The organism is Legionella bozemanae (genome assembly GCF_001648595.1).
Classification (GTDB): Bacteria; Pseudomonadota; Gammaproteobacteria; order Legionellales; family Legionellaceae; genus Legionella; species Legionella bozemanae.
The window spans coordinates 14,531-27,188 of sequence record NZ_LBAW01000033.1; the positions used below are offsets into that span (position 1 = coordinate 14,531).

Consider the following 12,658-nt stretch of genomic DNA (forward strand, 5'->3'; position numbering starts at 1 on the left):
CTCCATCTAAAGGAAGGTACAGTTGCGTTTTCGCCACACTAAAAACCCATATTGGTCTGGAGTATGCGGTTTAATTTTTCCGAACTCCCAAGCCAAAGTGCTTAACCCACCTGGATAGCAATGTTTGCCATCGGCCACCTGATTGACCATTTCATAGCGGTAGCGGGATTTAGGGGTTACTGAATAATGATGTTCTTTGCAAATCGCACCTGACACAGGACTTGAATCAGCGATTAAAAATTCACGATGCATTTTGTAATTCATGCGCTCGGTCAATAGCAGCGCGGTTTGCACGGGAGATAAAGGTGCATGCACATGACCTGTCAGAGGATAATGAGTCCCTTGGCTTCCCGCACACCAAAAAAGGCTGTCTATGGGTTTCTTGGTCAATGTCGAAGAAAGAGCGTCCGCGGCACATGCAGAAGCTGCTATGGGATTACCAAATAACACCGACTCAGGACTTAATACAAAACTCATTTCTGAGTCTTGCCACGTAGGGTCAAGTTCGGTCAGGTAGGCAATATCAAAGTCTCCACCTTGCATGCATCCGAGTGAGGTGATGAGATTAAGCCAGCTAATAAGCGGGTATTTGTACCAATGGACGTGGAAAAACGCGCGTTGCTGGCCATTGCCCACCACATGACGACCACCTCTTGACTGCTTTAGGCCAAGATTGAGCTGGGTGCCGCCTAAATTCACCAGACAATACGGTGTGTCAGTCACATCCGTCAGCGCCACAGGCTCCCAAAAACCAATATTCAACCCCACACGTAAACCCATAGGGCTTGGGCATACACCTACAGGACTTGCTGCATTGTCAGTATCGGGAAGAGATGAGTTCACTACCTTGATGTTTCCAATCGATAAAGGAAATAAACATCGCCAACATACATCAGTAATCGGATTAACAAAATTTCCTGTACACTGCTTGCTAAAACCACTGCAAGAAAAAATAAATAAAACCATTAAAAATAGAGTTCTAAACAACATTGCCATTCTCCTTAATTGCCATTTCAACAATAAGAAGCTGATTTTCTTTGCGTGTTACTCGCGCTGGCACATGTTCAATATTAAGCTTTCTTGTAATGCGTCCTTCCTGATCAAAATAAATTACTGCGTTGAGTCTTTTTTCAGTGCTATCAATTGTCCCACTCGTCAAAATAAATTTTGGATTAGAACATTGATTATTTTGCTTCTCCGCCCAACGCATCTGCGCCTCATCATCTGCATTAAAAAACAACCAACAGGGTCTATATGTAGGCATATACCCCAAAGAATTAACATGAGTTCCTTTGGGGTAGAGAACATTGCCTTTACCATCCGCGATATCCTGACTTAAAGTGATTTCTGATATGTAGTAATGTCTGATTGTTTGGTTGGTTCGCCCCAAACCTAATGCGGTAGGTCTGTTAGTATGGTTGACCACTGTATCAATCCATTTCCGGTTTAATGTCTCCAACTCACCACTGGCAGTTAATATGCGTAAACGTTCTTCAATCAGCACTACAAAGCTTTTTTCTGCAACGGGGAAAACCCCGCCTACAACATCGAATGATTTAGCATGAGCATTCCAACAATTCGCTAACATAAGAGACACAAAAATTACTCTTTTCATGACTTGTTCCTCATTGCTTGTCCCAATTTGTTAACAATCTCATAGGTAATGTCCTCACCACCGGCAAGAACCTTACGATGATCTAAAATGATGACGTGATGCTGCTTTGCATACTGGGTTAATAGATTTTGAAGTTTATTTTTAAATTGACGTGTTGTATGGCTCACTTGCTCCTCATTTGCTTGATGCTCGGCGAGTTGACGAACCAATTGCGCCTGAATGACTTCAGTATCAAAAAGGACCACCTGAGTGTTTTGCGAAGTCCAAACAAGTTCCAATCCAATAAGAATTAATGCAACCACACTCAGTGAAACTTGATGAACTAATCGCATAATTCATCTCCATAGTATTGTTGTGCCACACGGTGCACAGCATCGGTGAGTGGTACCCCCTGGTTCATTAGGGATTCAATTTCCCCAAACTCATCACCTGAGGTAGAAAACAAAACCCTTGAAAATGGATCGCAAAAATAACGATGAAATGTTGTGACATTACCAAATTGAATCATCAAATTAGAAAATCCTTGTGTTTTTGCCTCACCAAAGGATTCGATCATGGAAACTTCTAGGGGGTTAAAATGGTCGGGATGTTTCTCTATATAGTCCCTAAATGCTCCTTGGCGCATGATGATTTTAGTATCGGCTGCTGCAGCAATAGCTTGCCCCTGGAGCGTATTCATAGTATCGGCAAGATTTTGAGTAATCACCGCAAAACCACCAGTGTGTTTTCTTGCCGTACGAAATCCCTGCTCAATAAATCCTGCTGAAATAGGATTAGATCCCACGACTAGAAAACGCCAAGCTTCATCAATGATGCAACGCTTTTGGGTTCGGCGGTCTGAGTGATAAAATTGACCCTGAATAATCACAATCATGACGAACATGACAATGGTAAGTAGTTCTGGATTACTTTCAAGTTTCCCCATTTCCAGAACCACAAAATTAGAGTTATTCAAAAGAGGGGTATCGCTGTTAAACATCTTGCCGTAGATTCCTTGGCTTCCATATTTATCCAACAAAATCAGCAAATCTTTTAATCTTCGGTCATTTCTGGATTCTGGTTTTTGAAGAAGCTCTCTCAGTGCTGCCAATACATCATCCATTTTGGCGAGCCTTCCTCTCCCTTTCCAACAGGTAAGAACCGCATCCAAAAGCCATGCTTTTTGTACCTCACCCAATGCTTCATTGGGGCTTGCCATAATGGCTAACAAGTCTCTGATTTGAATATAGTCATTCACCTTCTCGCCATTAATCTCGGTAACCCCATCAAAATCAAATAACGTAAAAGGATTAAGCGTCAATGTAGATGCATCAATGTAGCTTCCACCGACTAATTCACATAAATGCTTGTAAGAACCTCCTAAATCAATAACAAAAATTTGCTGCCCACGTGATAAACCATCAAGAATTTGTGCTTGTTCAAAAAAGGATTTACCAGAGCCTGGGCTTGCAATGGTTAAACGATTAAAATTGGTAATAGGTAAAACTCGGTCATCAAAGGTATCTAAATAAAACAATTGATGGCGGTATGTGGGTAGAATAAGCCCCTGCCGTGCTCCTTTAAAATCAGCAACCACAGGCAAAAGATTGGCCACATTCGTATGACTTAGTTTTTTGGTTAGGCCTAAGAGTTCAAGGCTTGAAAAAAGCCCTTCGGTCAACATAAAAGGGAAGCTTCCCAAAAATCGAAGCCACTGTTTGCAACGGCTTTGGATCAGTGTAAATCCCATTTGCCTAAAACTTGCGATTGCTTTTGCCACATGCTCCCGTTCTTTTTCAACGGTGGTGTACAATACTAGATTGTAAAACGTAGGCAGCAGGTACAGTTCGCCTTTGGATGCGTACTCATGAACAAATTGCCATTCGGAAGCCTCCTCTTTAATACTAGGATTAATAAAGGATTGAATGGCATTGTTATTAGCACTTAAAGATTTAGCTCTTTTTTTCGCTTGTGCCTTCATCTTTTCCTGATTGACACCACGCACAGTAAATGAAAGAAGAAATGGACATTGAATGCCTTGTTCAGGTTTTAAAAGATTGGCAAATAAGTCTGGCGTTTGCCATAAGGCAAATGGAGCCTTAGGAAAACTCGTGAGCTCACAATTCACCACCCTTGAGCGCTGAATAGCACCTTCATCATCTGCAATGGAGATATCAATGTTCTCATCACCAATTTCATATACTGTAGTCGGATTGGGAATGGATGCACTAATAAAAGGTTGTGAATCCTCAATTTTTGGCCAGGAACATTCATCGAAATTTGGTGAAACAAGAGCCCGCATCAATACTTTAAAATCGTGCGCCTCACACCGCATAAAACTAAACCCTGCAACTTTGAGTTCGGATTCAAAGTCATCTCGCAGTCCCTGAAGCTTGCCTTCAACTCTAAGCTCTGTTGGTCTTGAAATAAAAAGATAACATCGGTAATCCGAGAGTGTGGCTGGAACATTACGTCCATTTTTATAGCCCTTGGCAATGGCACTAAGATGGTATTTGAGACTTTGACGTGCTAGTTCTGCATAAATTCCATCTTGCTTTAAAATGGGTACGTAATTTTGATACATATTTTGCGCAAGCCAAGCGTGCTTATACAATAACACCGTACAATCCGTCCCTTCAGTTAGCTTGTTTTTAAAAGTTTCTGCTAAGGATTTCATCAAAGACTCGTCAGCCCCTGCCATAGGCATCAATAAAAGACCAAACCCCGCAGAGTTTCGGTTTACAAAAAATCCCTCATCACTTACCGTTTCATAAGGCAGAAGACTTTTTAGAGAAGGTAAATCTAAAGTGCACGATTCACTTACTTTTAGATGATTTTGCAGTGACTCTGGTTTAATCCCTGCTGTTTCTCCCATTTTATGACTCGCACGATGCATCATATCGCGTGCTTTATCTCGCCATTGATTTAGCCTTAAGCCCACGATTGCTCCTTAACTGTTTTTGCTAGCCATAGAGCTTGTCCATTATCTTGTTTGACTATTTTTCCTTGATTTAAAAGATGTTTGCTTTCAGCCTTCATCATGTTCTTTCTGGAACTATAGGGTTTTACATCATCTGAAAATCGAGTCATGGCATCGACCTGCTCGATGGTCAAACAACTATCCCCGGCCGTGGCATTACAACTGAAATTGGAACTGATTGGTCCACATCCTGCTAATCCCATATAAATTAAAAGGATCAGACTCTTTTTAATTATTTTCATCGTAATACCCCTGTCTCATTTCCGCTCAAGCTGTTCGCATGGTCAATTTTCCCTAATACCTCAGGCGGCACCGTAAAATTCATGTCAATCGAATTCCCTTCATGGTTAGCAGTAATTAATCTTTGTGCTTCTTCCTCTGCTTTGACTTGGTTCATGGCATGTTGGCTTTTGTCTTCATCAGGCTCTAAATAAAATCCATCTTTAAAAACCACCGTGACCACATTGCCAGAACCGACTTGAATGACAGGATGGTATTGTTCTGCGCGTTTAACGTAATACGCAGATAACGTATCTGCTGCTTTGGAAGCACCTCCATAAGCTGCAAAAGGTGCAATTTGGCTTGATGGAACTACAGAAGTTGCACCATAAGGGCCAATCGCTTGTACGCTTTGAGCATATTGTGCGGCTTGGGCAATTCCAGATAACGCACCACTAACTCCTGCCCAAGTCATCACTTTGTTATCCCTCATCAATGGCTTGCCTTTAATCCCCACTTTGCCATTGAAAAACACCCAACCCGTCACTTCTTTATCAATAATGGGTTGGCCTGGATGAGCACAAGAGAGACGATATAAGGTTGCAAAAGCACGTTCACTGGAAATATCTCCATAGGAATTCGCACTCACGCGACATCCCCGAAGACGTGAGCGCGCTCCATTAGGGAGTGTTCCATCCTCTAGGAACTTAAAGAGCATTACGCCGTTATTTTTAGATTGACCATTAACGGATGCATCCGCATCAGCACCACCCAAAACAACTGCTCTAACCGAAGTGTTTGAGGGGACGTAATGAGCAGGGTTCAAATAGCTATTATGATGAATTTTCGTACTACGGCGTTTGGGTCGAAAAGAAACTGTATGAATACGGGGCGTACTATCCGTCAATACCATGGGGTTAGAGTTGCTACCTGCATTCATGGCATAGGCATTGGGCTGATGCCACAACTCTGGATTGTGTACTCCTTTTAACTCATTGGATGTGTTCTGCGGTTGCTCGGAAATGGTTGTTTTTTCCTGATTTGCGAGAATCGAGGTGATTTGAGACGTCAATTCTTCTTTCTGAGCGCTTAGTTGCTTCTCATGTTCCTTACTCATCTTTTTCAAATTGGAAGTCAAAGCATTGAGTTGCTTTTTAAGTGATTCAAGCTCAGTTTGTTGGGCTGCTAATGCATTATCAGCTGCTGCTTCGGTAAACGATTCATCCACAATTCCAGTTATATCTACTGGTTTTTGTTGAACTAAAGTTTTTTTAGGACGACCATCTACAAACAATACAATCATGATAGCGAGAATAAGCAAAACTCCAATTCCCACCATGATTAATGTACGGAGTTGGCGGCTTTTAACCATTGTATTGAGTTGCCAATTAGCCATGATCCACTCCTGCAACACGGTAAAGCATGGCACGCTCACGAGGATTAATTGTGGGCTTAGAAAATTTAATCGCTAGAGTATCCTTCTTTGCAAACCATTCTTGAGATAACTCTAAAGGCTCTTTACCCCCGTTATAGAGCTCAATGGTTTCTCCTTTAAGAAGCCGCCCATCCCAAGACTCTTTAGGTAACAGGGTTAAACCTCTTCCCCAACGCTGGGCTTTGCCAAATTGACGCGTTACAACCACATCAGTAAATGGTTTTTTATTCTCCATATGGGTAAGCATTGCAAGAATTGCTTCTGGAATAGCTTCATGAGTCCCAGCTACCTGACTGGTTTTCGTTTGACGAGGTGTTACTTTTACAGGTAGTGGCTGTTGTGGAATGAGTTCAATTGTTTTACCTAATGACTCTTCGCTATTTAACGTCACCGAAAAATGATGACCTGCTTCAGTAGTAAGGAATAAGGTAAATGGGTTGGCTGCTGCCAACATAATGTAAACAGATCCATCCTGTTCATCACGTTTAATCGCCATCGCCTTTTCCGGAAAAACCGCTTCCACGATTTTGTCATTTTTCACAAAAATGCGGTTGTAATTTCCCTGGCTTAAAGTTAATGCGATTTCACTATTATCTTTAAAAGGGATACTGTTACTCCCAATCACACTCATTGATACCAGTGCCAAAATGACACCAAGTCCTTTATGCATCGTTACTCTCCTTCTTTGGTGCAAATTGGACGATTGATAAACGACCATCCATATATTGAAATACCAACTTGTATGTTGTTTGTGTGTCAGAAAGTGCTTGAATTCCCACATAGCGCTTTAACTTTCCATTCACCACAGCATTAAGTTCATTGGGGTTTACTTTGATTTCAGTGATGTCAAAGGTAGATGACATTTTTTTGTTTTTAATAACCCTGGCTTCCTGGGCAAACAGCTTTAAAAAATAGGGGTACTGTTGATGACTCACAAAGGAAAGCAGACGCTTATGATTCGCATCAACGGTTTCAGGACTAACATTGAGGCGCTCATTGATAAAATTCTCCGTCATTAAACTTAAGTAATGACTGTCAACAAATGAAGCACTTTTTAAATAACCAGGATTCCCTGAAAAAGGGGTAATCTCTACGGTATGATGTTTGAACGCTGAATATACAAAGCAAGACAACAGCACGTTAGATACCAATAAACCAAACACAAGGCACACCATCAAATTAAATCGTGCGGATAATTGGCTTAATCGGCTTTGGTGCGTTTTAAAGTCCATTTAGATCTCCTTAAGCCACATACACACGATGATGTGACAGTGGTAATTGGGGTAAAAAGAACTGAGTCAGCCCGCTTGGGAGATGCCAATAAGCCAACACAAGAAGCGCTTTGGGACCCTCCCCTTTTTTCAAATAACGCAAACCACTTAATAACCCCAGCCCAAACAGTGAGACCAAAATCTTTTGATTACTAATGATGAGCAACATAAAACCTAATCCTGCGACCACAAGCTCATCCAAAGTTAACGTCAGTATTCTCTTGGGTGCCTCAATGTGGCTTAAAAATTGATAATTCATGTTACTCATCGTTTGCTTTCTCCTTAAAACACGAATGTTTTCAATAAAAATGCTGGTATAAAAGCCACTGCAGTAACACCAACAAAAACCATTGGATTCTTACTTTTAACAGCCATCGCAGTAGCTAAAATAATGTCCACCAAAATAAACACTTTCCAAAACATTGAACCGCTTCCTAATGAATCTTTAACATCACCCTCCAATGCTTTGGATAACAGATCGTTAGCCCATAGACTTGATGAAAAAAGAAAAACACATATAGAACTGATTCCTCCTTTAATGGTCTTCATGAAGGTATTTTGTTTGTGCATTTCACTCTCCTTATGGCTCATTGATTAAGCTTGATTAACTTTTAGAAACTCCGGAACTTGTAATATTTTTCTTAGATAGTCTTCCTCTCGTTCAACCCCCATATTCGCTGGTACCTTGAATCCCAATAAGATCTTATTTCCTTTAGAGCACAAAACCTTAACCTCGATTTCCCCATCATCAACCAACACTTTTTCTCCAATTTTTCTGCTTAATACCACCATGATGTTCTTCCTTTATTTTTTGGTTAAAATTTCTTTACACTTGTTTAAATGAGTGACAACAACCTCTTGTTTTGCAGGCACATGACTCTTCTTAACCACATAAAACTGAGTACGCTTTTTAATCTCACGACAGCACGCAATCATTTGTGGTAAAGAAGGCGGCAACTCATAAAAATCCCGACATTGGATGATGGCTTTATTAATCGTGTTTTCGCTAAACCCATTCAAACCATCCTGCCATTCTTTTTTGGCATACTCCAAAAATCCTTCACTCTTAAACTGGCTTCGCCAAATGTGGCCATAAAAAGCTGCAAACTTTGAAAACAAGGTTTCAATCATTTTGCTTTTGGGATTAACCTCTCGGGAAATGGACGATGTTGGTTCTTTCGGGTTCATGGTCTTCTTCACTGGGGTTCCAAAATGGGTCTCTTGTGGATTCATGTTGATGAGGCTTCCAATGTGTTTCATGATGACTCTCCTGCTTCATTTCAGTGATTTCGTCTTCCCAACAGCGATGTGCCAACCAATTGGCAGGATATTTCCATTCCGCGACCCATCCACCATTGACTTTCATGGTTTCAACATGATGGATTTGGGCTTGTAATGCGCTCATGATTTGCTTAAATAACAAAGCACTTGGATTAAGTTTTAAAAATGCTGCTTGTGCTTTGGGTTTAGATTTTTTCTCTGGGTAAAGCGACCAAAATTGTTCGAATCGCGATAATAAATAAATATAATAATCTTCTTTTAGAGGTATGGCGGCTTTTGATGATTCGGCTATGTCGGCTATTTGTGGCTCAACGTGAGATAGCCCAGTCTCTACAAGACTTTCATTGTGCGGGTTTATGGTGGCTTTCTGTGGCGGGTTTATGGCGGCTTTATTTTGGACAGAATAATGCATTGTTGCTAATTCACATTTTAAAATTAACTGCATTCCTTCTGACTGAATAGTAATAATACCCGCACGGACTAAACCATATAGCGCTCGTCGAACCTGATCTCTTGAAAAATTCTGACTTTTGATCCCTTGATGAGGCTCAACATATAATTGTTCTGATATTGATTGGTGACTAATCCGTCGTTTAATCCCGACTAATCCAGTTTTACCATCCATATAAGGCCTAATTCCCATTAGATAAGCCAGGCGCTGGATATGTGGCAAGCCACTTAACGCATCTAACTCCTGATGATTAATTTTGAAATCCATTTACTCACTTTGCTCCTTCCTCCTATCGTCATAAAGTTCTTATTGTGTTATCTTTTAAACGATGGATTACATTTAAATACTCTTTTCGAGCAATTTAACTCATAAAGAGTATAAATTAGCACGTTTTGAGACAATGTCAATACTTGCTAATCGTTTATTTCTTAGTAACTGGAAGGCTCGGCAAAATATGAATGTCAAAGAAAAAATTGGACAACGGATAAAACACGAACGCACTACCAAAGGGCTGACAAGGAAAGCATTGGCTGAGTTGACTGAAAATTTAAATGTTTCCCGAATCAACAATTATGAACGTGGAGAAAGAACTCCTGGCCCAGAAGAAATTACTCAGTTAGCAAAAGCTTTGGAAGTATCCCCAGCTTTTCTGATGGGGCTATCCGATGAACGAGACAGTGAATTTAGCAGAAACTCTGGAATTGGAACATTAATACCATTATTAGATTACAAACAAGCTTGTGATCCGGACTTTTATATCCAAAGAATTAAAGAAGAACTTCACCCCGAAAAAATAAATTTTGTACCTGTCGGCCCTGACATAGCAAATCAGATAGATGAAAATGCTTTTGCATTACAAATTAATGACAACAGCATGGAACCTGAATTTAGAGTGAATGATATTGTAATATTAAATCCCAATGCTAAATTGAATCCAGGAGATTATGTCGCTGCTCAAATTGGAAGTGAGGAAGGAGTTGTTATTCGAAAATATAAGCAATTGTCTATTTCTACAACAGAACAAGTCTACGAGTTAATTGCAATAAACGAAGATTGGGCAAATCTTCATGTCGACAATCAGATAGTCTGTAAAATTATTGCAAGTGTTATTTATTTGCATAGAAAAATTAAATAGAACGCAATGCTCAACTTTAACACTCAACCTGTAATTCATAAGCTATTCATTGAGTAAATGTTTATTTTTCATAGTTTTTTATAACTTAATATATTGAAATTCTTAAATCTTCCCCCATATTCCTGTCATTCATTTATTTGCTCGGAAAATAAACTCTTGGCCTCACTACAAGACAAAAACAAAAAACATTTACGTACTGTGATAATTGGAAATATTGCAATATTCCTTACTATTCTCCAAGTAGATAATATTTTAAAAGGTGACTGGAGTGCCATAAAAATTGGGTTATGGGTGTTGCCCGGATCTATTGCCATCATTTTTTCAGGAATAATTAATGCTCAAATTAAATCAGAAATGAAAGCTAGATTGGTGTTCTGGCGCTGGAAAAACCCATTGCCAGGCTCTCAAGCATTTTCTCGATATGCAATGAACGATCAACGAATCAGTCTTCAATTACTACAACAAAACTATGGGCCATTGCCTACAGACCCTAAGGAACAAAATGCTTTATGGTATCGCTTATATAAATCTGTGAGTGGTGATGTGTCTGTAATTTATGCACATGGTGAGTTTCTATTTAATCGTGATTATGCTTTTCTCTCATTGGTATTCCTCTTCTTTTTTGGGATTGTAGGATGGTTCTTGATTGTGCCGATCAAAACCAAGTGGATTTACATCGCTTTTCTAATAATACAGGTCTGCCTCACTAATAATGCAGCTCGTAACCATGGACAGCGTTTTGTAACAACAGTTATGGCCATTAAATCGGCCGAAAAATAAGTGGATTTCTATGGGTATTGTACATTTTCTAAATGTTAAAAATGGGGATTGCTCAATTATTCAGCATCCGTCAGGACATGTCACAGTAATTGATGTTTGCAATGCTCGTAAACATAAAGACAAGCACATAAATATCTCAGAGTTAATTACAAACTTAAATAAAAATGCTACAAGTCATCAGAAATCCAACCCAACCAACCCTATCACTTATATTAAACAGCATGGTATCAAAGAAATTTTTCGTTTCATTTTGACGCATCCTGATATGGATCACATGGATGGCATCAAAGATTTTTTTGATGAATTTCACCCAACTAATTTCTGGGATATCAAAAACAAGAGCGTAAAATCTAATTGGAGCAATGGTCCATACAGGGAGGAAGATTGGCAATTTTATTGTTCACTCCGTGATGGAAATACTAACTCCTCAATCAAACGATTGAATCTATATGCCGGTGCTCAAGGCCAGTTTTTTAACCAAGATCAAAATGGAAAGAACGGAGCCGATGGATTATACGTTTTAGCTCCTACGCAAGAACTAGTTAATCATGCAAATGTAAGCGACGATTACAATGATGCTTCCTACGTCATTCTATACCGTTCAAATGCCGGACGGATATTATTCACGGGGGATTCTCATGATAAAACATGGGCGCATCTCTTAGCCAATCATCACAATGATATTGCAGATATAGATGTTCTAATTGCACCTCATCATGGTCGTGATTCAGACCGTTCCTATGATTTCTTAGATGTTGTCAGACCAAAACTTACTCTATTCGGTAATGCACCTTCTGAACATCTAGGTTACGGAGCTTGGAGCAGGAGAGGTTTAAAGCTGATCACTAATAATCAGGGAGGCGACATAATTATAGATACCAATGGAACGGGAATGAACATTTATGTAACCAGCGAGAATTATGCTAAACAACAAAACGCTAACACATACTATTCTTCTGATTTGCACGCATATTATTTGGGATATCTGCATGCCAGAACACCTCAATTCACTGAGTAATAGTGTAGATCTTGACTTAAACCTAATTTGGGATCGGAGTTAATATATTTACAAAATCAACATTGTTGTGTGATCAACTGGAAATATACTCGAAATTGAGGCATTTTCTAATACAGCACCTGAGACTTTTGCAAAATAAACTATTCGAAATAGAACATAAAAAATACAACACATTAAAAATAACACAATATAATGCAAAAAACCCCCTTCGGGAGATCGTCGTATTTGGGTACGACACCGTACGACACAGTACGCCATTTGTAGTAAAAACCCGCGGCAAAATTTATAATAAAATCAAGTGCTTAAAAATGAAGCTGGGGGCTCATAATCCGTTGGTCCTAGGTTCAAGTCCTAGTGGGCCCACCAATAAAATCAAGTAGTTACGTGTAGTTGTAGAAGGCGCATTCTAGCTCCAAGTGCGACAATTATTTTTGGCACGTTCAGTTTTCAAGTGCGAATTTCCCCTTGCGGATTTAAGCGCTCTTTGTACTCAT

Annotated in this window: 16 protein-coding genes; 3 read left to right on the plus strand and 13 right to left on the minus strand. The window is 39.8% G+C overall.

The window, feature by feature from the left end; translation table 11 throughout:
• Positions 1-6: 6 nt before the first annotated feature.
• Genes traU through A8O27_RS16630 form a run of 13 tightly spaced genes read right to left on the minus strand, consistent with a single transcriptional unit; the run spans position 7 to position 9,498 of the window.
• Positions 7-990, minus strand: a complete 984-nt coding sequence (gene traU / locus A8O27_RS16570; protein ID WP_058461025.1) for a conjugal transfer pilus assembly protein TraU — start codon at positions 988-990, stop codon at positions 7-9.
• Positions 980-1,615 carry a type-F conjugative transfer system protein TraW gene (gene traW, locus A8O27_RS16575; RefSeq protein WP_058461024.1) on the minus strand — a complete coding sequence of 212 codons (636 nt, stop codon included), beginning with the start codon at positions 1,613-1,615 and terminating at the stop codon, positions 980-982. The genes traU and traW overlap by 11 nt, the downstream gene beginning before the upstream one ends.
• On the minus strand, positions 1,612-1,947 hold the full coding sequence (locus A8O27_RS16580; protein ID WP_058461023.1) for a TrbI F-type domain-containing protein: 336 nt from the start codon (positions 1,945-1,947) through the stop codon (positions 1,612-1,614). Before A8O27_RS16580 ends, traW begins: the two co-directional genes overlap by 4 nt.
• Positions 1,938-4,535 carry a type IV secretion system protein TraC gene (gene traC / locus A8O27_RS16585; RefSeq protein ID WP_058461022.1) on the minus strand — a complete coding sequence of 866 codons (2,598 nt, stop codon included), beginning with the start codon at positions 4,533-4,535 and terminating at the stop codon, positions 1,938-1,940. Before traC ends, A8O27_RS16580 begins: the two co-directional genes overlap by 10 nt.
• On the minus strand, positions 4,526-4,816 hold the full coding sequence (locus tag A8O27_RS16590) for a TraV family lipoprotein (protein ID WP_058461021.1): 291 nt from the start codon (positions 4,814-4,816) through the stop codon (positions 4,526-4,528). Before A8O27_RS16590 ends, traC begins: the two co-directional genes overlap by 10 nt.
• Positions 4,813-6,189, minus strand: a complete 1,377-nt coding sequence (locus A8O27_RS16595; RefSeq protein WP_058461020.1) for a TrbI/VirB10 family protein — start codon at positions 6,187-6,189, stop codon at positions 4,813-4,815. The genes A8O27_RS16590 and A8O27_RS16595 overlap by 4 nt, the downstream gene beginning before the upstream one ends.
• The gene (traK, locus tag A8O27_RS16600; protein WP_058461019.1) at positions 6,182-6,898 is read right to left on the minus strand and encodes a type-F conjugative transfer system secretin TraK; all 717 of its coding nucleotides are present in this window, start codon (positions 6,896-6,898) and stop codon (positions 6,182-6,184) included. The genes A8O27_RS16595 and traK overlap by 8 nt, the downstream gene beginning before the upstream one ends.
• Entirely contained in the window at positions 6,891-7,460 is a 570-nt protein-coding gene (traE, locus tag A8O27_RS16605) for a type IV conjugative transfer system protein TraE (RefSeq protein ID WP_058461018.1), read from the minus strand. Before traE ends, traK begins: the two co-directional genes overlap by 8 nt.
• A gap of 10 nt (positions 7,461-7,470) precedes the next feature.
• Complete coding sequence (gene traL / locus A8O27_RS16610) at positions 7,471-7,767, minus strand: type IV conjugative transfer system protein TraL (protein ID WP_058461017.1); 297 nt, start codon at positions 7,765-7,767, stop codon at positions 7,471-7,473.
• A 14-nt stretch (positions 7,768-7,781) separates the two neighbouring features.
• Complete coding sequence (locus A8O27_RS16615) at positions 7,782-8,069, minus strand: hypothetical protein (protein ID WP_058461016.1); 288 nt, start codon at positions 8,067-8,069, stop codon at positions 7,782-7,784.
• Between the two features lie 24 nt (positions 8,070-8,093).
• Complete coding sequence (locus A8O27_RS16620) at positions 8,094-8,291, minus strand: carbon storage regulator (protein ID WP_058461015.1); 198 nt, start codon at positions 8,289-8,291, stop codon at positions 8,094-8,096.
• 12 nt (positions 8,292-8,303) lie between these two features.
• Positions 8,304-8,687, minus strand: a complete 384-nt coding sequence (locus tag A8O27_RS16625; RefSeq protein WP_058461014.1) for a hypothetical protein — start codon at positions 8,685-8,687, stop codon at positions 8,304-8,306.
• The gene (locus tag A8O27_RS16630) at positions 8,644-9,498 is read right to left on the minus strand and encodes an LvrA C-terminal domain-related protein (RefSeq protein ID WP_058461013.1); all 855 of its coding nucleotides are present in this window, start codon (positions 9,496-9,498) and stop codon (positions 8,644-8,646) included. The genes A8O27_RS16625 and A8O27_RS16630 overlap by 44 nt, the downstream gene beginning before the upstream one ends.
• A 187-nt stretch (positions 9,499-9,685) precedes the next feature.
• On the opposite strand from A8O27_RS16630, the gene A8O27_RS16635 reads away from it, so the two are divergent.
• The 3 genes from A8O27_RS16635 (at position 9,686) to A8O27_RS16645 (ending at position 12,164) form a co-directional block, all read left to right on the plus strand.
• Positions 9,686-10,366, plus strand: a complete 681-nt coding sequence (locus A8O27_RS16635) for a helix-turn-helix domain-containing protein (RefSeq protein ID WP_058461045.1) — start codon at positions 9,686-9,688, stop codon at positions 10,364-10,366.
• A gap of 156 nt (positions 10,367-10,522) precedes the next feature.
• Positions 10,523-11,146 (plus strand): hypothetical protein, encoded by a 624-nt coding sequence (locus A8O27_RS16640; protein ID WP_058461012.1) that lies wholly within the window; start codon positions 10,523-10,525, stop codon positions 11,144-11,146.
• Positions 11,147-11,156: 10 nt separating this feature from the next.
• On the plus strand, positions 11,157-12,164 hold the full coding sequence (locus A8O27_RS16645; RefSeq protein ID WP_058461011.1) for a ComEC/Rec2 family competence protein: 1,008 nt from the start codon (positions 11,157-11,159) through the stop codon (positions 12,162-12,164).
• Positions 12,165-12,658 lie beyond the last annotated feature (494 nt).

Coding starts and splice junctions, on each gene's coding strand:
- A8O27_RS16620 (WP_058461015.1), bottom strand. CDS start 8,291: ATGGTGGTATTAAGCAGAAAAATTGGAGAAAAAGTGTTGGTTGATGAT.
- traK (WP_058461019.1), bottom strand. CDS start 6,898: ATGCATAAAGGACTTGGTGTCATTTTGGCACTGGTATCAATGAGTGTG.
- traU (WP_058461025.1), bottom strand. CDS start 990: ATGTTGTTTAGAACTCTATTTTTAATGGTTTTATTTATTTTTTCTTGC.
- A8O27_RS16590 (WP_058461021.1), bottom strand. CDS start 4,816: ATGAAAATAATTAAAAAGAGTCTGATCCTTTTAATTTATATGGGATTA.
- A8O27_RS16645 (WP_058461011.1), top strand. CDS start 11,157: ATGGGTATTGTACATTTTCTAAATGTTAAAAATGGGGATTGCTCAATT.
- traL (WP_058461017.1), bottom strand. CDS start 7,767: ATGAGTAACATGAATTATCAATTTTTAAGCCACATTGAGGCACCCAAG.
- A8O27_RS16615 (WP_058461016.1), bottom strand. CDS start 8,069: ATGCACAAACAAAATACCTTCATGAAGACCATTAAAGGAGGAATCAGT.
- A8O27_RS16580 (WP_058461023.1), bottom strand. CDS start 1,947: ATGCGATTAGTTCATCAAGTTTCACTGAGTGTGGTTGCATTAATTCTT.
- A8O27_RS16635 (WP_058461045.1), top strand. CDS start 9,686: ATGAATGTCAAAGAAAAAATTGGACAACGGATAAAACACGAACGCACT.
- traW (WP_058461024.1), bottom strand. CDS start 1,615: ATGAAAAGAGTAATTTTTGTGTCTCTTATGTTAGCGAATTGTTGGAAT.
- traE (WP_058461018.1), bottom strand. CDS start 7,460: ATGGACTTTAAAACGCACCAAAGCCGATTAAGCCAATTATCCGCACGA.
- A8O27_RS16595 (WP_058461020.1), bottom strand. CDS start 6,189: ATGGCTAATTGGCAACTCAATACAATGGTTAAAAGCCGCCAACTCCGT.
- A8O27_RS16630 (WP_058461013.1), bottom strand. CDS start 9,498: ATGGATTTCAAAATTAATCATCAGGAGTTAGATGCGTTAAGTGGCTTG.
- A8O27_RS16625 (WP_058461014.1), bottom strand. CDS start 8,687: ATGAACCCGAAAGAACCAACATCGTCCATTTCCCGAGAGGTTAATCCC.